This window comes from Rhodoferax potami, from assembly GCF_032193805.1.
GTDB classification, from domain to species: Bacteria; Pseudomonadota; Gammaproteobacteria; order Burkholderiales; family Burkholderiaceae_C; genus Allorhodoferax; species Allorhodoferax potami_A.
Genome location: NZ_JAVBIK010000001.1, coordinates 1,407,241 through 1,429,318, shown reverse-complemented (window position 1 = coordinate 1,429,318; position 22,078 = coordinate 1,407,241). Strand labels below are relative to the sequence as shown.

The 22,078-nt window shown below is 62.6% G+C and carries 5 protein-coding genes; 1 reads left to right on the top strand and 4 read right to left on the bottom strand.

Annotated elements, in window-relative coordinates; genetic code table 11:
* Positions 1–8: 8 nt before the first annotated feature.
* Positions 9–1,805: a tetratricopeptide repeat-containing glycosyltransferase family protein gene (locus RAE19_RS06770; RefSeq protein WP_313874170.1), complete on the top strand. Its 1,797-nt coding sequence runs from the start codon at positions 9–11 to the stop codon at positions 1,803–1,805.
* Here RAE19_RS06770 and RAE19_RS06765 read toward each other — a convergent pair.
* The 4 genes from RAE19_RS06765 to RAE19_RS06750 are packed head-to-tail and all read right to left on the bottom strand — an operon-like array spanning position 1,774 to position 22,064.
* Entirely contained in the window at positions 1,774–2,544 is a 771-nt protein-coding gene (locus RAE19_RS06765; RefSeq protein WP_313874169.1) for an FkbM family methyltransferase, read from the bottom strand. The genes RAE19_RS06770 and RAE19_RS06765 overlap by 32 nt on opposite strands.
* Before the next feature lie 9 nt (positions 2,545–2,553).
* Positions 2,554–3,348: an FkbM family methyltransferase gene (locus RAE19_RS06760; protein ID WP_313874168.1), complete on the bottom strand. Its 795-nt coding sequence runs from the start codon at positions 3,346–3,348 to the stop codon at positions 2,554–2,556.
* Positions 3,345–7,721: a tetratricopeptide repeat protein gene (locus RAE19_RS06755; protein ID WP_313874167.1), complete on the bottom strand. Its 4,377-nt coding sequence runs from the start codon at positions 7,719–7,721 to the stop codon at positions 3,345–3,347. Before RAE19_RS06755 ends, RAE19_RS06760 begins: the two co-directional genes overlap by 4 nt.
* A gap of 9 nt (positions 7,722–7,730) precedes the next feature.
* Positions 7,731–22,064 carry a M10 family metallopeptidase C-terminal domain-containing protein gene (locus RAE19_RS06750; protein WP_313874166.1) on the bottom strand — a complete coding sequence of 4,778 codons (14,334 nt, stop codon included), beginning with the start codon at positions 22,062–22,064 and terminating at the stop codon, positions 7,731–7,733.
* Positions 22,065–22,078: the final 14 nt, after the last annotated feature.

Here is a 22,078-nt window from a genome sequence, read left to right as displayed (position 1 = left end):
CGACTCCCATGTCTGCGCTGCAGCCGGCCCATGCCGCCACGGTAGACACGCTGCTGCAAACAGCAGTGCAGCACTTTGCGAAAGCAGACTATGTCGCGGCCGACGGGGCGCTGGAGCGCCTGATGGCGCGCTCCCCGGGCCATGTGGAGGCGCTCCACTTGCGCGGGCTTACTCAACACCGCATGGGGCAAAATGCCTTGGCGCTGGTCCTGCTGGAGAGCGCATTGCGCTTGCAACCGGATCATGCAGCCGTGCTGTCCAACACCGGCTTGGTGCTACGCGCCTTGGGGCGGCCCCAAGAGGCCTTGGCCTGTTACGACCGGGCAGTCGCTCTGCAACCTGATTTCGCCCAAGCCTGGGGCAACCGCGGAAACGCGCTGCGGGACACCGGTGAAAGCCTTCTGGCGGTGGACTCCTACCGCAAAGCCTTGGACCTTCAGCCCGGCTATGCCCACAGTTGGCATGGCCTGGGGCTGGCCTATCACGATTTGTTGCGCTGGCAAGACGCGGTAGCGGCCTTTGACCGGGCTTTGCAGTGCCAGCCGGATATGGCGGTCGCCTGTCTGGACCGTGGCAATGCATTGCGTGAGTTGGAGGCGTTTCCCGATGCACTGGCGGCCTATGAACGCGCCATTGCGCTGCGGCCCGCCTATGCGCAGGCATGGTCCAACCGCGGCGTCTTGCTCAAGCGCATGGGGCGTATGCAAGAGGCGCTGCAAAGCTACCAGCAAGCCATTGCGCTGCAACCTGATTTCTTGGATGCACTGGTCAACTGCTCCACGCTGCTCAAGGAGATGATGGATCTTGACGGCTCCATGGCCATGAACCAGCGCGCTTTGTCCCTCGATCCGGAATGCAGTGGGGCGCACCTGAACCTAGCCATTTGCCATTTGTTGCGAGGCGAGTTCGATAAGGGGTTTGCGCATTACGAATGGCGCTGGAAAACCGAGCAACTGCAATCAGCGGTGCGCCATTTCACCGCGCCACTCTGGACCGGGGCGCAGAGCCTGGCAGGTCAAACGATTCTTTTGCATGCGGAGCAGGGGCTGGGGGACACAGTGCAGTTTTGCCGCTACGCCGCTCAACTCAAGGCCATGGGGGCCCGGGTCTTGATGGAGGTGCAAGCCCCCTTGCTGCCTTTGCTGCATTCGCTTGCTGGTGTGGATGTGTGGCTCCGCCAGGGGGATGCCCTGCCGCCGTTTGACTACCACTGCCCGCTGCTCAGCTTTCCGCGAGCTCTGCAAACCGGCCCAGAGTCGGTGCCCGCCCAGGTGCCTTATCTGTTTGCCGACCCGGAGTTGGTCGCCGAATGGGGGCGCCGGCTGGGGCCACCCCGGCGACAACGGGTGGGGCTGGTGTGGTCCGGCAGGCCGGAGCACAAAAATGACCACAACCGCACCATGTCGCTTGTGCAGTTGGCCCCTTTGCTGGCGGGGCCGGCGGAGTTTCACTGCCTGCAGAAGGAGTTCCGTGCGGCCGACCTGGCGTGGGACCCCGCGGCTAAGGGGGTGCACCTCTGGGCGGACTCGCTGCACTCGTTTGCAGACACGGCCGCTTTGATCATGCACATGGACTGGGTCATTGCGGTGGATACCTCGGTGGCCCATGTGGCGGCTGCATTGGGTAAGCCTGTGTGGTTGATGTTGCCCTACAGCCCCGATTGGCGCTGGTTGCTGGGGCGTGACGACAGCCCTTGGTATCCGGGGATGCGCCTGTTCCGGCAAGACGCGAGTGGCGACTGGACCGGAGTGGTCGCTCGCCTGAGCGACGCACTCAGCCGGCAAGTTCCCGCAAGCGGGCCTTGAGCTGGGCCAGCTCACCTTGCGCTTGGGCGGCCACCTGTTGCGCGTGGTGAAGGCGGTGGTCGACAAAGTTGTCCCACACGCAGGGCGGGTAGCTGAAGTGTTGACGCAGGTCCAGGTGCTCTTGGGCCAGGTAAAAGCGGTTGACCGCATCGAAATACACAAACTCGTAGCCGGTAGAGAGCAGCAGGTGCTCCCATTCACCGTAGTTGGCCTGGGGCCGGTTGGGTAGCACGCTTTCCAGCACGATCAGCCATGGCCGGAAGCGGGTGCGGTCCAAGCCGTTTAATGCCGACTTTTCAGCGCCTTCCACATCAATGCTCAGCAGATGAACATCGCCTTGCGGGCGGTGCTGTTCGAGCAAGCTGTTGAGCGTGACTAAGGGCACGGTGTAGCTTTTGACCTCGCGCCCCTCGCGCTGGTGCATGGCCACAATCTCGGGTGCGATGGTGGCCGCCTGGTCGTTCCACGGGAATTCGTTGAAGGTCACTTCGCCATCGGCTTCGCCCACTGCCGCCCCGACCAGGATGTCTTCTGGCCGGTGTTTGGCCCATTGCGGGTGAAGGCGCGCCTGCGGCTCCACCACAATGCCGCGCCAGCCGCGTTGGTACAGGGCGCAGGTGTTGCTGTCCGAGATGGGCATGTAGCCACCCACGTCCACAAAAAAGCCTTTGTCGACCGCGCTCAGTGCACGGTTGATCATGACGTCTTCAAAGTTGCGGGTGAATGACAGGTAGGCCATGGCGCCGGCTCAGCTTTGTACCGATATTTGTTCGCGGGTGGGGTCGGTGCTGTGCACCGCCAACACATTGATGCCCATCGGGAAGGTTTGGTAACCATGCTCCTCGAGGAATTTCAACAGCGCTGCTTTGTCGGTTTTGATCGACTCGATCAGCATGACCGGTTTGTGCCGCTCGATGGTGGCGCGCCCGCCGGCGAGGGCCTCCAGCTCCATGCCTTCGACATCGATTTTGATGAAGTCCAGCCGCGTCAGGTTTAGCGAGTCGATGGTCAACATCCGCACCTTCTGGTTGCGCTCTGCATGGATGGTCTGGCCGATAAATTCGCTTTTGGCCGTCTGGCGCAACTCCAGGCTGCCAAAACTGGCCGGCTGCAGGTAGTCGGGCACGGGGATCTCAAGCTCACCGACTTCGGAGCCGATGGCGCCGTGGATCGCCTGGGCGTTGAAGCAGTTGTTGATGGCGATATTGCCCGCCAGCGCATAGTAGATGCGTTCTTGTGCCTCGATGGCGATCACGCTGCCCCTGCCATACAAAGCCTTGGCCCACTCGACGGTGTGCACGCCCAGATTGGCGCCGCAGTCCAAGCCCACGACCCCATCGCCAAAAAACTTGTGGCGGATATTGAGCAGCTTGATGGCGGCGCCCACTTCGTCCGGGTCGAAGCAGCCCTGGTTGAATAGCTGCCAGCCGACGCCGTAACCACGCGTGGCGTCAATCATGCGGTAGTCGTTTTTATTGGTGATCAAGGTGCCCTGGCTGGTGGACAGGATCACAAAGGGCGACGGGCGTTTGACGTAGTTCATGGGGTTTCAGGCCTGTGGGCCCGCGCAGCGTTGGCAACATCGGCCACTAGCGCCGCGACCGGCTCTGCCCAGGCTCCCCGGGCAGTTTGGCGGTACAGGCGCGCAGTGGGATACCACGGTGAGTCTGCCCGAGAGAGCAGCCACCGCCAATCCGGAATAAGGGGCAAAAGCACCCGCACTTGGCACCCTAGCCCGCCCGCGAGGTGGGCTACCGAGGTGTCCACGGTAACGAGTTCGTCCACTTCGACCAGGATGGCCGCTGTGTCTTCAAAACTCTGGATCTCGGGGCTCAAGTTGTGCAAGCGGCAGCCGGGTGTCAGGGCCTTGATTTGTTCTACCGCCTCGCCCTTTTGAACAGACAGTATTTCCACCCCCTCCAGCTGCAGCAAAGCGGCCAAGTGGTGCAGTGCCAACGACCGGTTGGCGTCATTGCCGTGGGTCGGCCTGCCGGCCCACACCAGCGCGACCCGGTAAGCGCGGGCCGGGCCCAACTTTTCGCGCCAGGTCGTGATGCGTTCAGGGGAGGCGCTGAGGTAAGGAATAGGGGCAGGGACCGTTTTAAGCACGGTGCCAAAGGCCATGGGCAGGCTCAGCAACGGGCACTGCCAGTCAAAGGGCGGCAATTCGCTGCCATTGGGCACCAGCTGTGCCAAGCCTTGGACGCGCTCTGCCAAGCTTTCCACATCGCTTTGCACCACCAGCAAGACCTTGGCGCCTCGGGCGGCGAGCAGCGGCAGGTAGCGCAAGAACTGGAAGGTGTCGCCAAATCCCTGTTCTGCGTGGACCAGAATGGTCTGGCCTGCAATGTCCTGCCCTGTCCACAAAGGCTGTGCGAAGTGGCGCACCTCTTTGGCGTCGGGCTGGGCCCAGCGGCTTTCGTAGTGGCGCCAGCCGGCCGCAAGGTCGCCGGTTAGCAGTTCCAACAAGGATTCGTGCAATGCCGCACGCACATGCCCGCCGGCCATTTGCTGTGCCTTGCGAAAGGCGCTTAAGGCATCTTCGAAGTGCCCGTTTTCTTTGAGTGCAATGCCCAGGTTGTAGACGTACTCGCTGGAGCCGGGCACCAAAGCCACTGCCTTGCGGGTGGCCTCAAGGGCTTCCGGCCAGCGATGCAAAGCGCCCAAGGTATTGCCCAGGTTGGCTTGGGCTTGCGGACTACCGGGTGCTCTTTGGACGGCAGTGAGCTGGCATTGCAAGGCGCGTTGTAAATCGCCCGCCGCTTTGAAAAAAGCACCGGTGTTCGACCAATTTTCGGGATCGTTGGGGCTTTGCCGGCAAGCGCGGGCACCGAGCATGAGTGCGGCATGTGTGTCGCCTGCACGGAAGGCCGCAATGGCCAGGGCACTGGCGGCCCGCGCGTGGGTCGGGCACTCGCGCAAGGCCTGCCAGAAGGCAGGGCGGGCCAGCGCCGGCTCATTGCGCTCCAGTAGCACACGCCCTTGCTCCACCAGCGCATGGGTGGCCTGCTGGCGGCGCTTGCCACCAGCCGACTGCGGATGGGCCAACTCCTTCAAATCCTTGCCCAGCGTGTGCAGCACCGAATCCCAATCCCGGTAGGCCGGCTGGCGCAAGATGCGCAGGCTGGGGTACCAGGGGGAGTCTTCACGGTGCAGCAACCAGCGCCAATCCGGCATCCACGGAATCAACAGCCACACGGGAATACCCAAAGCACCCGCCACATGGCAAATGCTGGTGTCCACACACACCAGCAGATCCACATGCACCAGTGCAGCAGCCGTATCGCCGAAGTTCTGCAGCAAAGGCGCCATGTCCGTGACCTTGGCGCGTTGCTCGGGCGTGAGCGAGTCGAGGTCGGCACTGCGCGCACCGACCTGGAACGAATAAAAGTGCACCCCCTCTAGACTCCAGAGTGGCGCAAGGGCTGCAAAGTCCACCGAGCGGTTGGCATCGTTTTTATGACTCGGGTTACCGGCCCACACCAGACCGACCCGCAAACCGCTGTGCGCAAAGTGAGACTCCCAGCCCGCGCTACGCACATGGTCCAGCGCGAGGTAAGGAATCGTCTGAGGAATGTTGAGCGCATCGGTGCCGGGCAACTGCGGGCCCAGCAGGTGCGGCAGGCTCAAGAGCGGGCAGACCACATCAAAGTGGGGTGTCGGAGCCCCCTCGTGGACCAGCTCCACATGGGCGGGGAGCACCGGAAGCGAGGTCAAAGACTCCTGAATTAATAGCAGTACCCGCTTGATAGGCTTGGGCAAGAGGGCGATATAGCGTAAAAACTGCAAGGTATCGCCCAAGCCCTGCTCGGCGTGGATGAGCAAGGTCTGGTCGGGCAAGGGCTGGCCTTGCCAGAGCGGCTTGGTTGTCTGCAGCCGTTTGGAGGGAAAGTCGGGCACGTCAAAGCGGCGCTCGTAGTCGGCAAAGCCGCCGGGCAGGTCGCCGGCCAGCAGCCTTGCCAGCCCGCGGTTGTAGATCAGGCCCGCGTAGTCCGGCCGCACCGCGATGCCGCGCTCAAAACAGGCCAGCGTAGCGGGCAGGTCTCCCACTGCCTTGAGGTAGGCGCCACAGTTCGACCAATTTTCGGGATCGTTGGGGCTTTGCCGGCAAGCGCGGGCACCGAGCATGAGTGCGGCATGTGTGTCGCCTGCACGGAAGGCCGCAATGGCCAGGGCACTGGCGGCCCGCGCGTGGGTCGGGCACTCGCGCAAGGCCTGCCAGAAGGCAGGGCGGGCCAGCGCCGGCTCATTGCGCTCCAGTAGCACACGCCCTTGCTCCACCAGCGCATGGGTGGCCTGCTGGCGGCGCTTGCCACCAGCCGACTGCGGATGGGCCAACTCCTTCAAATCCTTGCCCAGCGTGTGCAGCACCGAATCCCAATCCCGGTAGGCCGGCTGGCGCAAGATGCGCAGGCTGGGGTACCAGGGGGAGTCTTCACGGTGCAGCAACCAGCGCCAATCCGGCATCCACGGAATCAACAGCCACACGGGAATACCCAAAGCACCCGCCACATGGCAAATGCTGGTGTCCACACACACCAGCAGATCCACATGCACCAGTGCAGCAGCCGTATCGCCGAAGTTCTGCAGCAAAGGCGCCATGTCCGTGACCTTGGCGCGTTGCTCGGGCGTGAGCGAGTCGAGGTCGGCACTGCGCGCACCGACCTGGAACGAATAAAAGTGCACCCCCTCTAGACTCCAGAGTGGCGCAAGGGCTGCAAAGTCCACCGAGCGGTTGGCATCGTTTTTATGACTCGGGTTACCGGCCCACACCAGACCGACCCGCAAACCGCTGTGCGCAAAGTGAGACTCCCAGCCCGCGCTACGCACATGGTCCAGCGCGAGGTAAGGAATCGTCTGAGGAATGTTGAGCGCATCGGTGCCGGGCAACTGCGGGCCCAGCAGGTGCGGCAGGCTCAAGAGCGGGCAGACCACATCAAAGTGGGGTGTCGGAGCCCCCTCGTGGACCAGCTCCACATGGGCGGGGAGCACCGGAAGCGAGGTCAAAGACTCCTGAATTAATAGCAGTACCCGCTTGATAGGCTTGGGCAAGAGGGCGATATAGCGTAAAAACTGCAAGGTATCGCCCAAGCCCTGCTCGGCGTGGATGAGCAAGGTCTGGTCGGGCAAGGGCTGGCCTTGCCAGAGCGGCTTGGTTGTCTGCAGCCGTTTGGAGGGAAAGTCGGGCACGTCAAAGCGGCGCTCGTAGTCGGCAAAGCCGCCGGGCAGGTCGCCGGCCAGCAGCCTTGCCAGCCCGCGGTTGTAGATCAGGCCCGCGTAGTCCGGCCGCACCGCGATGCCGCGCTCAAAACAGGCCAGGGCTTCGGGCATGCAGTGCCGCTCGCCTTGCCAGCGGGCGAGTGTGCCCCAGGCGTCGGCATGGCCGGGCTCGGCGCGCAACACCTGCTCTAGCTCGGCCCGGGCGCGTGCCATCTGGCGCAGCTCCAGCAGGCACTTGGCCAGCATGAAGCGGTAGTCCGGGTTACGGGTTTGCTGGGCGCACGCTGCTTCAAAATGCGTGAGCGACTTTGCAAAGTCGCCTCGTGCGTAATGCAGATTGCCCAGGTTGTTGTGGGCAGAGTGAAAGGCGGGGTCCGCCTTCAAGGCCGCGTGGTAGGCCTGTTCTGCGGCTTCCCATTGCGACAGCGCTTTGAGCGCCACGCCGCGGTTGGCATGGGCGCGCGCATCGTGGGGGGTGGCTTGTACCAGGCGCTCAAAGAGGGCCAACGCTTCTTCGTGCTGGCCTGCACTGTTGTGCAGGATCCCGAGGTTGTTCAGGGCGTTGGCATGCTCCGGCTCCAGCGCCAGGACGGCGCTGTACGCCTCGCGGGCGGCATCACCACGCCCCGCACTTTGCAGTGACAGGGCTTGGGAAAACAGTGCATCGGTGTCCTGTTTCGATTGCCGTCCGGCCATTGAGCGTGTTCAAGTCCATTGGAAATCGGAAGCGCTGAGCGCCGCCGCGGAACCTCCAAGCAGGGTGAGTTTCATGTCCGCTGCACCGTTGCCATCAGAGTCGATCAACAGTGTACCGGTGCTCGTGCCGCCGTTATAGGCGTAAGTAGCCTGTGCATTGCCCGTATTACTGAAGCTACTCACGATGCTGAAGGTGCCGTTGCCCAGGCCTTCGAACACCAGCTTGTCTTGTCCCACCACAAAGTCGTTGATGGTGTCGGACACGGTCATGCTCGATTGCAGGGTGTCGCGGAAGATGAAGCGGTCAGCACCGTTGCCACCGATCAAGATATCCGCACCGTTGCTGCCGATCAAACTGTCATCGCCATTGCCGCCATCCAGGCGGGAGCCGACAGTGGCCAGTGCCAGAGTGATCGTGTCATCGGCCACGCCACCGATGATGCTTTCGATACCCGATGCGGTGACATTGTTGGCCCCGTTGCCGGACAAGCGCAAGATGTCAGAGCCGGCGCCGAGGTTGAAGGTCATGCCTGAGGCCACTTCACCCAGCGTGATGTCGTCGCTGGCGCCACCTGCAATCAGCGTTTCCACGCCCACAATCGTCACCTGATTGGTACCGCTGGTTGCCAAGGTCAAGGTATCGCTCGCACCGCCCAGGTCCACGGTGGCGTTGGTGATCGCCGTGGTGTAGGTGATGCGGTCGCTGCCGCTGTTGCCATTCAAGAACTCCACACCCGACACCGAGAAGCTGTTGACTCCGCTCGACAAGTTCAGGGTGTCTGTGCCGCTTGCCAAGTTGATCACGCCGCTGGAGAGGGTCGTGGTCAGGGTGACGGTATCTGCCCCCGAGTTGCCGGTGATGGTCTCAACGCCCGATGCGGTGATGTTGTTGGTGAAGTTGCCGAGGGTCAACGAGTCCAGGCCGGCTGCCAGGTTGTACGTGGTGCCGTTGACCGCAGCGGTCAGAGTGATGACATCTGCGGCGGAGTTACCGGTGATGGTTTCAATCGTGCCATCCGAGAGGGTGAACGCATTGGCGCCGTTGAAGAGCCGGAGCTCATCCACTCCGTCACCGCCCGTAAAGCTGGTCGCACCCGTGATCGCAGCACTGAAGGTCACGATATCGTTGCCGGTGCCGCCAAGGACGGTTTCGACGTTGGCAGCCGTGAAATCATTGCCATCGTTGCTCAAAACAAGTTTGTCGTTCAAGGTGCCAAGGTTGATCACAGTACCGGTCAAACCTGCGGTGAAGGTGAGGGTGTCGACACCGCCGGAGCCAAGCACACTCTCAACATTCGACAGGGTTAGCGTATTGCTTCCCGTGGCGGCAAGGGTCAGCTTATCCAGGCCATCCCCTAAATCGTAAACGCCCGCGGTTTGCGCAGCTGTCAGGGTAATGGTGTCTGCACCCGCGTTGCCGTTGAGTGTTTCCACGCCAGCCACACTGGCGGTGTTGGCAAAGTTCGCCAGATTCAGGGTGTCGGTGCCGGAGGCCAGGTTGATCAGCGCGTTGACCGCTTGTGTAGTCAGGGTGATCGTGTCTGCGCCCGAGTTGCCGGTCACGGTTTCCACCCCTGCCAAGGTTGCCACGTTGACAAAGTTACCAAAGGTGATGGAGTCAGCCCCGCCGCCCAGGCTATAGAGGTTACCCGTCGCGCCGTTGGTGCCAAGGGTGATCACGTCAGAGCCGGAGTTGCCGATGACGGTTTCCACCGAGTTGGTCAGCGTGATGTTGTTGACACCGTTGAACAAGCGCAAGACATCGTTGCCGGCCCCCAGGTTGAACGAGCCACCCGCTGCTGCATTGGCAAGGGTGATGTCGTCAACACCGGCGTTGCCCACGATGGTCTCGACACCCAGCGCTGTGAGCGTGTTGTCAAAGTTGGCCAGAGTGAGCGTGTCCTGGGTGCCTCCGCCCAAGTTGAAGTTACCCGCTGTGATTTGGGTGCCAAACGTGAGGCGGTCGTCAGCCGTTCCACCGGTCACACTCTCGGTATTCGATAGCGTGAGGATGTTGGCGGGAGCTGCAAGCGTTAATTTGTTGACGCCTCCACCCAAGTCAATCACCCCATTGGTGATGCCTGTGCTCAGGGTTAAGGTGTCATCGCTGGCATTGGCCGTGATAGTTTCTGCGTTCGACACCACCAGGGTATTGACGCCAGAGGTGGCGGCCAACACCAGGGTGTCCACGCCGGAGCCCATATTCACCAGGGCGGCTGTCAAGTTGGTGGCGATCGTGACGGTGTCGGCACCGCTGCTGCCGGTCACGGTTTCGACGTTGGAAAGTGTGACGGTGTTGCCGTTGCCGCTCAAGGTCAGTTGGTCCGTGCCTGCCCCCAGGTCGAAGCTGCGGGACGCGACTGCTGCGCTGAGCGTGATGACGTCATTCGCACCGCCTGCCACCAGGGTTTCAATGTCGGTGTTCAGCGTGAGTGTGTTGGTGCCGGTGGTAGCCAAGACCAGGGTGTCGGTACCCGCGCCCAGCGAGATGTTGGCACCACTCACGGCTGCGCTCAAGGTGACGGTGTCATCGCCGGCGAGGCCCACAATGGTTTCAATGTTGCTGGCCGTCAAGGTGTTGGCACCCGTGCCGGAAAGGGTGAGCTTGTCTATACCGGCTGCCAGGTCGAAGGTTTGGCCGGTGACGGTATTGCCCAGGGTAATGAAGTCAGCACCCGCATTGGCTACCAGTGTTTCCACGTTGGTAACCGTCAAGGTATTGGCACCATTGAGCAAGACCAGTTTGTCGCTGCCATCTCCCAGGTCAATGACTCCGTTAGATTTAGCCGCAGTCAGGGTGATGGTGTCCACCAAGTCGCCACCCAGCAAGGTTTCAATGCTGTTGCCCAGTGAGAGGGTGTTTGCAAAGTCTCCGAGTTGCAGAATGTCGGCGCCTGAACCCAAGTCGATGTTCAGGCCCGAGGCCGCGGTGGCAAGAGTGATGGTGTCAGCGCCTGTGCCGCCCACGATCGTCTCGATATTGGACAAGGTGGCGCTGTTGGCACCATTGGCCAGTGTCAGTTTGTCCAGACCGGCGCCAAGGTCAAACTCGCCGTTGGTAGCCAAAGTGCCGAGGGTGATGGTGTTGACGCCAGAGGTACCAATAATGCTTTCTGTGTTGCGCACCGTGAGGGTGTTCACCCCGGCAGCCAAGGTCAGCACGTCAACGCCAGAGCCCAGGTCGTAGGTGCCTGAGGATTGCGCGCTACTCAAGGTCACGAGGTCCGCACCCGAGCTGCCGGTCAAGGTCTCCACGCCGCTCAAGGTGACTGTATTGCCAGCCCCAGAGAGGGTCAGCGCGTCTGCACCGCCACCCAGGTTATAGACATTGCCATTAACCGCTGCGTTGAGCGTGATCACGTCGTTGGCGGAGTTGCCGGTGACGGTTTCAATGTCACTGCCCAGCGTGATGGTGTTGGCGGCGTTGGCAAGATTCAAGATGTCTGTGCCCGCGCCCAGCACCAGGCTGGTAACGCCCGACAGACCGGCGCCGAGGGTGACTGTGTCGTTGCCGTTGTCGCCAACAATGGTTTCGATACCGGTCGCCGTCAAGGTGTTGTCGAAGTTGCCCAAGGTCAGGGTGTCTGCACCGCTGCCCAGATTGAAGTTGCCTGTGGTGGTTTGGGTCGTCAGGGTGACGGCGTCAGCACCGGAACCACCCAGAACCGATTCGACGCCACTGAGTGCCAGGGAGTTGGCGCCGGAGCCTGTGGCCAGCAAGGTCAGTTTGTCGGTGCCGGCGCCAAGGTTGTACACGGCACCAGTGACGGTGGCGCTCAGGGTAATCGTATCGTTGGCATTGCCCCCCACCACCGTCTCGACCGAGCCGTTCAGGCTCAGTGTGTTGTTGAAGTCGGCCAAGGTCAGTATGTCGGTGCCACTGCCCAGATTGAAGGAGCCACCGCTGGTCGCAGCAGCCAGAGTGATGCTGTCATCACCGGTGCCGCCCGTGACGGTTTCGATGTTGGCGGCGGTGATCTGGTTGGTGCCATCAGCGAGTATCAGGCGGTCGCTGCCAGCACCCAGGTCATAGGTGCGACCTGTCACTGCGGTCGCCAGGCTGATGACATCAGCCCCGGCGTTGCCGATCAAGGTTTCGATATCTGCGCCCACGGTCAGGGTGTTGGCCGCGTTGGCGAGGGTCAAGGTATCGGTACCCGAGCCCAACAGAATGGATCCGCCGGTAACCGCGGCACCCAGGGTCACGTTGTCATCACCCGAATTGCCGGTGATGTTTTCGGCGCCAGACACGGTGAGGGTGTTGGTGCCATTCGCCAGCGTCAGGCTGTCTGTGCCGCTACCCAAGTCAAACACGGCACCGGTGACGGTGGTGGCCAAGGCGATGGTGTCTGCCCCTGAGCCGCCCTTGAGCGATTCAATATTCGACAAAGTAACCGAGTTGGCACCACTGCCAGTGGCAAGCAGCACCAAGGTGTCGGTGCCCGAGCCCAAGTCGTAGCTGTTGCCAGCCACGATCTGGGTCAGGGTGACGGAGTCATTCGCATCACCACCCACGAGGCTTTCGATAGCGGCATCAATCGACAGGCTGTTGTTGAAGTTGGCCAAGGTCAACACGTCAGCACCGGCGCCCAGGCTGACGGAGCCGCCCGATATCGCGGTGGTGAGCGTGATCAAGTCATCGCCAGCATTGCCCACAATGGTTTCGACATTGCCCAGCGATACGGTGTTGTTGGCGTTGAACAGCGTGATCTTGTCGGAGCCGCCACCCAGATCAATCGTGCCGCTGGTTTGGGCTGCGCTCAGGGTCAAGGTGTCGGTGCCGGTGCCACCAAGCACAGACTCAATACCGGCCAGGGTCAGGGTATTGGCCCCGTCGGCCAGCGTTAGCTGGTCATTGCCGGCGCCGAGGTCGTAGTTGTGGCCGCTGACGGCGGCCAACAAGGCAATCGTGTCGTCAGCAGAGCTGCCCACCAGCGATTCGATGGAAGCATTCAGTGTCAGGGTATTGGCGCCCAGACCCGAAAGCGTGAGGCGGTCCGCTCCTGCGCCCAAATCGTAGGTGTTGCCGGTCACGGCACCGTCCAGGGTCAGGGTGTCGGCACCGGAGTTCCCGAGCACGCTCTCCACGGTGCTGCTGACGGTAAAGCTGTTGGCGGCATTGGCCAGAACCAAGGTGTCGTTGCCTGCGCCAAGGTTGAAAGCGCCGGTGCTCACGCCACCGGTGAAGGTGACGGTGTCTGCCCCCGATCCACCGGTCATGGTTTCCACCGAGTTGCTGGCGGTGAGGCTGTTGGTGCCATCGGCCAAGCTCAGGCTGTCGCTGCCGGAGCCGAGGTCAAAGTTGCCCGCAGTCACCGTGGTTAGCAGGGCAATGACGTCATCGCCAGCGCCGCCGGAGACACTCTCCAGGTTGGAAGCGGTCACGGTGTTGCCGCCGGCTGCCAGGAAGAGCTTGTCGACACCAGCGCCCAGGTCGAGCTGTGCGCCTGCGACGGCCGTGCCGAAGGTGATGACGTCAGCACCCGCATTGCCCTCAACCGACTCCACATTGTTGAGGGTCATGGTGTTGCCACCGGCCGCCAGTGTGATCTGGTCGCCGCTGCCTGCGCCAAGGTCCACCACCGCGTTAAACGGGCTGGCGTTGGTCATGGTGATAACGTCGTTGCCGTTGCCGCCCGTGAGCGATTCCACGTTGTTGATGGTGGCGACGTTGCCGCCATCGGCCAGCTGCAAACGGTCGCTGTCGTTGGAGCCGGCCAGATTGACGGTGCCGCCGGACAGTACGGTGGTCAGGGTCACGTTGTCATTGCTGCCGCCACCGGAGACGGACTCGACGTTGGCCAGGGTGACGGTGTTATTGCCTGCGCTGGACAGTTGGACGGTATCGTTGCCACCCGCCAAGTCAATATTGGCACCACTGATGGCAGCGCCTAGCGTCACGTTGTCGTCGCCGGCATTGCCGGTTACCGACTCGACGTTGGAGGCTGTCAGCAAGTTGGTGCCGCTGGCTAGGGTCAGGCTATCGCTGCCACCTGCGAGGTCGTAAACTGCACCGGAGACAGCTTGGGTCAGCGTGAGCGCATCGCCTGCAGCGCCGCCGATGACTTGCTCCACGCTGGCATCCAGGCTCAAGATGTTGGCCGCTGCGCCGGAGAGGGTGAGGCGGTCGACGCCGGCCCCGAGGTTGAATACGCCACTGCTCTGGGCGGCGCCCAAGGTGATGGTGTCTGCGCCTGTACCTCCGGTAATGGTTTCAATGCCGGTGGCGGTCAGGTTGTTGCTGCCATTGGCCAAGACCAATTGGTCTGCACCCGCAGCAAGGTCAATGTTACCGTTGCTGATGACCGAGCCCAAGACCACGATATCGGCGCCGGCATTGCCCGCAATGGTTTCCACATTGCTCGCGGTAACAGTGTTCGCGCCGTTGGCCAGTGTGAGTTTGTCGGTGGTTCCGCCGCCCAGGTCCAGCACCAGATTGCTGGTCGCAGTGGTCAGGCTGACATCATCCGCGCCGGAGCCGCCCACAATGCTTTCCACATCGCTGGCGGTCACTATGTTAGTGCCACCCGCCAGGGTCAAGCGGTCGGTGCCTGCGCCCAGGTTGTACACCGTGCCTGAGGCGGCATTGGTCAGCGTGATGTTGTCTGCCAATGTGCCGCCGGTGACCGTTTCTACCGTGGCATTCAGGGACAAAGTGTTGATCGCATTGGCCAGCACCACCTGGTCGGTGCCTGCACCCAGGTCCACGGTAATGCCGCTGACTGCCGCGGTGAAGGTGACGGTGTCGTTGACCGAGCCTGTGCCGGAAATGGTTTCGATGTTGTTGACGGTGACTGCATTGGCACCTGCACCGGACAGGATCAGTTTGTCGCCGGAACCGGCGCCGAGGTCGTAACTCAGGCCGTTGACAGCGCCGTTCAAGGTCACGATGTCGTCGCCCGCGCCGCCAACCAGGCTCTCTACCGATGCACCCACGGTGAGTGCATTGCCGGAGGCGCCTAGGGTCAGGGTGTCAGTGCCAGAGCCCAAGTCCACAGAGCCACCAGAGACACTGGTGGCGAGGGTGATGCTGTCGTCGCCACTGCCGCTGGCAAGAATGGTCTCAACGTTGCTCACTGTCAGCGTGGTGCCGCCTGCAGCCAGCGTCAAACTGTCAGCGCCGGAGCCCAGGTCAATGCTGGCCCCGGTGATGGCTGCGCCCAACACAATCGTGTCAGCCGCGTTTCCGCCGGTGATGGTTTCGATCCCGGTGGCGGTCAGCGAGTTGGCCGCTGCGCCCGACAGTGTCAGGCTGTCCGAGCCGCTGCCCAGGTCGTAGACCGCGTTGGTCACCGCGCCGCCCAGGGTCAGTGCGTCTGCCAGTGTGCCCCCCACCACGCTCTCAATGCCCGAGACCGACAGGGTGTTGGCGATATTTGTCAGCGTGAGGGTGTCGGCTCCTGAGCCGCCCACGATGGATTCGATGTTGGCCGCAGTGACAGCATTGGTGCCGTTGGCCAACACCAAGCGGTCGGTGCCCGCTGCCAGATCGAGGTTGGCCGTCGTGGTGGCTGCGCTCAGGGTGACCGTGTCGGCGCCGGCATCACCGGTGATCGATTCCACGCCGCTGGCGGTGACGGTGTTGGTGCCGTTGGCCAATGTCAGGCTGTCAGTGCCGCTGCCCAGGTTGATGATGGCGCCTGAGACGGCGGCAGACTGGGTGATGGTGTCTGCACCCGTGCCACCCGTTAGCGTTTCTACGCCGGATACGGTGAATACGCCATCCGAATTGGAGAGGGTCAGTGCGTCGGCACCGCTGCCGAGGTCGATGGTGCCGGCGGAGCTGCCAGCGCCCAGGGTCAGGGTATCAGCGCCGGAGCCGCCGGTGATCGACTCTACGTTGCTGACATTGAGTGTGTTCACGCCATTGGCCAGAATCAGGGCGTCGCTGCCGGCTTTCAGGTCGATGGTCACGCCAGTGGCGGCTACCGCTAGCGTGAGGGTGTCGTCACCGGTGCCGCCCGACACCGACTCTACGTTTTGGGTGGTGACAGTGTTGGTGCCATCGGCCAGGGTCAGGCTGTCGGTGCCGGAGCCGGAGCCGAGGTTGACGACGGTGCCTGTCAAGGCACTCCCAAAAGTCACCGCATCGCTGCCGCTGCCGCCGTTGAGCGTTTCCACGTTGCTAATAGTGAGCGTGTTGGCGCCGTTGGCCAGGTTCAAGGTGTCTGTGCCGGCCCCGAAGTTGACGTTAACCGCTGCAGTGTCGGTGAGCGTGATCGTGTCCGATCCGGAGTCGCCCACGACTGTCTCAACGCCGGTCAGTGTGAGCACGTTGTCCTCATTGAAGAGGGTCAAGGAGTCACCGGTACCGCCTGCCAGGTTCACTACGCCGCCGGTAACGCCGGCGCCGAAGGTAATGACGTCATCACCCGCGTTGCCGGTGATGGTTTCCACATTGGTCGCGCTGATGGTGTTGCCACCAGTGGCCAATACCAAGGTGTCGTTGCCCGCACCTAGATTGGCATTCAGCGCTGCAACGCTGGCCGACAAGGTGACCGTGTCTGCGCCGGAGTCGCCAACTACGGTTTCGACGTTGGTGATCGTCAGGTTATTGGGTGCATCGAAGAGCGTCAGGACGTCGGCACCGGCACCGAGGTCGATTTGTGCGCCGGTGACGCTATTGCCCAAGGCGACCGTGTCTGCGTTGGCGTTACCCACCAGGGTTTCCACGTTTTTGACGGTCAGTGTGTTGGCAAAGTTGCCGAGGTTCAGCACGTCTGTGCCTGCACCCAGGTCGATCTGGCTCGCGGTTGCTGCATCTGCCAAGGTCAGGGTGTCAGTCCCGGTGCCGCCCAGGACGGTTTCAACACCGGTGGTGCTCAGGGTGTTGACACCGTTGGTCAGGGTGACCTTGTCGGCAGTGCCTGCGCCCAGATTGATTTGGCCGCTGCTCAGGGTCGTGAGGAATGTGACTTGGTCAACCCCTGCGTTTCCGGTGACCGACTCCACGTTGGACAGTGTCACGCTGTTGGAGGCATTGGCCAGAGTGAGGCTGTCTGTGCCGTCACCGAGGTCGAGGCGCATATTGGCCACACCGGCCGTGAGCACGATGGTGTCATCGCCTGCGCCGGCAGTCAGGCTCTCAATGCTATTGCCCAGTGTGAGCGTATTGTTGCCACCCGACAGGTTCAATCGGTCGCCTGCGCCTGCGCCTAGGTCGTAGCTGCCGCTGTTGACGGTAGCACTCAGGTTGATGGTGTCGTTACCGGCACTGCCCACGACGGTCTCTACCGTAGTGTCCAGGGTCAGTGTGGAGCCCACACCACCTGCCAGGGTCAAGGTGTCGTTGCCCGCTCCGAGGGAAATAGTGCCACCGCTCACTGCGGTGCCCAATGTCACGGAGTCGTCGCCGCCTGCACCGGTGATGGACTCAATGCCGGTTGCGGTCAGGCTGTTGGTGCCGTTGAACAGGGTCAGGCTGTCGTTGCCGGCGTTGAGGTTGATGACACCGCCAGTGATGGCGCTGCCCAACGCGATGGTGTCGTCACCGTTCGCTCCGGTGATGGTCTCTATGTCGCTGGCAGTTAACGAGTTGGCCGCGGTGCTGGTCAAGGTCAGGCTGTCGGCGCCGGAGCCGAGCTGGTAAACGCCCCCTGTCACTGCAGTGGTGAGGGTGATCGCATCAGTCAGCGTACCGCCCACCACGGTCTCCACTGTGGCGTTCAGTGAGAGGGTGTTGGCCGCGTCTGCCAAGTTGATGGTGTCGGAGCCGGTACCCAGGTCAATGCTGATACCGGAGGCTGCAGCAGTAAAGGTAATGTTGTCGTTGGATGCTCCACCCTGGATGGTCTCAATCCCTACCGCAGTGATGGTGTTATTGCCCGCGCTGGAGAGCGTGAGTCGGTCTGCAGTGCCACCGCCCAGGTCATAGGTCAGGCCTGTGACAGCGCTGCCGACGGTGATCAAATCATTGCCCGAGCCGCCGACAACGGTCTCAATGTTGCCGCTCACTGTCAAGGTGTTGCCACCGTTGGCGAGATTCAGGGTGTCGGTGCCGCTGCCCAGATCGAAGCTGCCACCACTGACAATGGTGCTGAGGGTCACCGCATCATTACCGGTGCTGCCCACAATGGTTTCGATGGCGGAGACGGTGACCGCAGAGCCATTGCCCGCCAGGGTTAGCGTGTCGGTTCCGCCGCCACCGACAACGCTCTCGACACCGGTGGCTGTGAGACTGTTGGTGCCGCTGGCCAACCGCAATGTGTCGATGCCGGTGTTGAGGTCAAAGACGGCTCCGGTGACCGATGTACCGAGAGTGATGCTGTCGTCCAGGGTGCCGCCGTTGATGCTTTCAATCGACGAAACGGTCAATGCGTTGGTGATGTCCGTCAGGGCGAGGGTGTCGGTCAAGGTGCCGCCGAGGATGGATTCCACCCCCGCAGTCGTGAGGGTGTTGGCCACATTGGTCAGTACCAGTGTGTCGGCGCCTGCGCCGCCGGTCACACTTTCGACATCGACCGCGGTCACCGTGTTGGTGCCGCTGGCGAGTGTCAGCGCGTCAGTGCCTGCGCCCAGTGTTACGGTCATGCCGCTTCCGGCGCTGCCCAATGTCACGAGGTCGGCGCCCACGCCACCGGTGGTGGTTTCTACGCCGGTGACGGTGTAGGTTCCGCCGTCGGCAGAGAGGGCTAAGGTGTCTGTACCGCTGCCCAGATCGATGGTGCCTAGCGTCGTGCCTGCACCCAGCGTGACAGCGTCTGCGCCGCTTCCACCGGTGATCGATTCCACCTGCGTGGCAGTGACCGCGTTGGTACCGTTCGCCAAGGTCAGTTGGTCGGAGCCGCCTTGCAAATGGATGGTCGCGCCGTTGATGGCTGCGGCCAGGGTGATGTTGTCAGCGCCTGCATCGCCGGTAATGCTTTCGGTGCCGGACACGGTGAGGGTGTTGCCGCCTGCGGCCAAGGTCAGGCTGTCGGCGCCTGCGCCAAGGTTGACGGTGCCACTGGCCACAGCCGCTCCGAAGGTTACGGTGTCTGCCGCGGAACTACCGGTGAAGCTTTCGACGTTGCTGACGGTGATGCCGTTGGCAGCCGTGCCGTTGCCCAGAATCACCTGGTCGTTGCCCACGCCAAGGTCGTAAACGCCGGCAGTGGTGGTCAAGGTGTTGAAGGTCACCACGTCGTCGCCGACGCCACCGGTGAGTGTTTCAATGTTGGAGACGGTGATGTTGTGGTTTTCGACCGAGAGGGTCAGTACGTCAGCGCCGGCACCCAAGTCGATGAGAGCATTGGAGATGCCCGCGCCTAGCGTAATGACGTCCGCTCCGCCGTTGCCCAGGAGGCTTTCCGCGCCCGCGACCGTGAGTGTGTTGCCGCCTGCTGCCAGGATCAGTTTGTCGGCAGCGCCAGCTCCTAGGTCAATGTCACCAGCACCTTGGGCTGCGCCCAGCGTGACCGTGTCGGCACCGGAGTTGCCCACAATGGTTTCCACGTTGCTGGCGGTTATGGCGTTGGTGCCATCGGCAAGGTTCAGTTGGTCGGTACCACCGGCCAGGTCAATCACGGTATTGGTGCTTGCAGCGCCCAGCGTCACGGTGTCATCGCCACCAACGCCTGTGATGCTTTCGATGTTCGAGGCGGTGAGGGTGTTGGCGCCAGTAGACAGCGTCAGGTTGTCAGTGCCGGCCCCCAAGTTGAAGACGCCTCCTGTGCTGGTGTCTGCCAAAACCAGCGTGTCGGCACCGGTACCGCCGGTGACTGTTTCGACCGCGGTGGTGGTGAGGCTGTTGTCGGCATCGGACAACACAATCCGGTCTGTCGTGCCCGCGGCCAGGTTGAACTGGCCGTTGGTGACACCGGTGCGCAAAGTGATCTGGTCTGCCCCGGCGTTGCCGGTGATGGACTCCAGGTTTGATACCTGCAAAATGTTGGCGCCGTTGGCCAGCACCAGCTGATCGGCTCCGCCTGCGCTGTCCACCTGCATGTTGATCACGCTTTGCGTCAAGGTGATCAGGTCTGCGCCGGCGCCGCCCACCAGCGTCTCTACCGATGCATTCAGGGTGATGGTGTTGCCGCCGTCGGCAAGGTTCAGCTTGTCTGAGCCAAGTCCCAAATCGATGGTGGTGCCGGTGGCAACCACCGCGCTCATGGTGATAGTGTCTGCGCCGGTACTACCGACCAGGGATTCGATGCTGCCGTCCAGCGTGAGGGTGGAGGCTCCGCCCAAGGTCAGTTTGTCTGCGCCTGCGCCCAGTGTGTAGGAACCGCCGGTCACGCCACCGGTCAAGGTGACATCGTCATCCCCGCCGCCGCCGGTCAGGGTCTCGACGCCGCTGGCAGTCAGGGTGTTGGCGCCGGTGCCGGCGTCCAGGGTCAGGGTGTCGGTACCGGCCTTCAAGTCATAGGTGGCGCCGGTCACGGTGCCGGTCAGCGCAACGGTGTCGTTACCCGCATTGCCGGCAATGCTTTCGATACCGGCAGCCGTAATGGTGTTGGTGCCGTTGGCCAGGGTCAGGCTGTCGGAGCCAGACCCTAGGTCGACAGTGCCACCGGCAATCGCCGCACCGAAGGTGACAGAATCGGCAGCGGTTCCCCCGGTGACCGACTCGACGCCGGTGGCGGTGATGACGTTGGCGCCGTTGGAGAGCGTCAGGCTGTCGGTTCCAGCGCCCAAGTTCACGATATCGCCGCTGTTGGCGGTGGTGCTCAGGGTGATGCTGTCACCGCCGGAGTTGCCGGTGACGGTTTCGGTATTGGCAACCGTCAGCGCATTGGTGCCGTTGGCCAGCGTCAAGGTGTCGGAGCCTGCTGCGAGGTCTATGGTCCCACTGGCCTGGCTGGCTCCCAGTGTGATGTTGTCAGCATTGACTGCGCCGGTAAGCGATTCCACGTTGGACACCGTGATGGTGTTACCGCCTGCTGCGAGAGTCAGTCGGTCAGCACCTGCGGCCAGATCGATCGTGCCGCCGGAGAGCGCGGCAGTCAGTGTCAATTCATCCGCATCGGCTCCGCCGGTGATGAGCTCAACGCCGCTGGCGGTGACGATGTTGCCGCCCGCTGCGAGTGTGAGGCTGTCACTGCCTGCGCCCAGATTGGCGATTGCGCCGGAAATGGCTGCGCCAAAAGTGACACTGTCAGCGCCGGTGCCGCCAGCGATGGTCTCCACATTGGTGGCGCTCAGGCTGTTGGTGCCGTTGGCCAGCGTGATGGTGTCCGTGCCGCTGCCTAGCTGGTAGACGCCATTGGTGACGGTGCCTCCCATGGTGATGGTGTCGTCACCGGTGCCGCCGGCAAGTGTTTCAATGCCCGTCGCTGCGAGGGTGTTGGTTCCATCGGCCAGCGTCAAGGTGTCCACCCCGGCGCCGCTGCCGAGGTTGAAGTTGCCTCCGGTCACCGCAGTTTGCAGCGCCACCGTGTCGTCGCCGGTGCCGCCCACTACGGATTCAACGTTGGATGCGGTGATCAGGTTGGTGCCCGCGGCGAGGGTCAGCGTGTCGCTGCCGCTGGCCAAGTCAAACACGCCGGTTTGTGCGGCACCCAATGTCAAGGTGTCGTTGCCGGTGCTGCCGGTCACCGACTCAATATTCGACAGGGTGAGGGTGTTGGCGCTGCCGGCCAGGGTGATCTGGTCGGCACCGTCGCCCAGGTTGATCGCGCCACTGGCTTGTGCTGCGCCCAAGGTAATGACGTCTGCACCAGCGCCTGCGGTGGAAATGCTCTCGACATTAGAGATGCTGGCCACGTTGCCGCCTGCCGCCAAGGTCAAGGTGTCAACGCCCCCGAGAAGGTCAATAACCCCTGCTGAAGCGATGGACGTGGTCAGGGTAATGGTGTCGGCCCCGGCGTTGCCAGTAACGGTTTCAGCCCCTGCCACCGTGACCGAGTTCACGCCGTTGGCGAAGGTGATGCTGTCGGAGTCGGCGCCCAAGTCGAAAGCGCCGGAGGTGACCGCCGTTGTGAGGGTCAGCGCATCGGCCCCTGCGCCGAGGCTGACGCTGGCTGCGCCGAAAGAGCCACCCATGGTGACCGTGTCATCGCCCGCGACGCCGACCACCGTTTCCACATTGCTCAGGGTGACGCTATTGGTGCCGGTGGAGAGTGTCACTCTGTCAGCGCCTGCGCCAAGGTCCATGGTGACACCGGTGCTGGAGGCCATCAGGGTGAGGGTGTCGGCCCCGGAGTTGCCGCTGACAGACTCGATATTCGCAATCGTGCCGGTGTTGTTGAAGTTGCCGAGCGTCAGGGAGTCGGTGCCACTGCCCAAGTCGATCAGGGTGTTGCTGACATCGGTGAGCTGGGAGCTGATGGTGATGGCATCCACCCCCGTCCCGCCCACGATCGTGTCGATGTTTCCGGGCAAAGTCAGGTTGCTGTCGCCGCCGGAGATGGTGATCGTGGTCATGGGGAGCCTCTCGG

Excerpts from the sequence above, each read along its gene's own strand:
- RAE19_RS06770 (WP_313874170.1), top strand. The coding sequence starts at position 9 with ATGTCTGCGCTGCAGCCGGCCCATGCCGCCACGGTAGACACGCTGCTG.
- RAE19_RS06765 (WP_313874169.1), bottom strand. The coding sequence starts at position 2,544 with ATGGCCTACCTGTCATTCACCCGCAACTTTGAAGACGTCATGATCAAC.
- RAE19_RS06755 (WP_313874167.1), bottom strand. The coding sequence starts at position 7,721 with ATGGCCGGACGGCAATCGAAACAGGACACCGATGCACTGTTTTCCCAA.
- RAE19_RS06750 (WP_313874166.1), bottom strand. The coding sequence starts at position 22,064 with ATGACCACGATCACCATCTCCGGCGGCGACAGCAACCTGACTTTGCCC.
- RAE19_RS06760 (WP_313874168.1), bottom strand. The coding sequence starts at position 3,348 with ATGAACTACGTCAAACGCCCGTCGCCCTTTGTGATCCTGTCCACCAGC.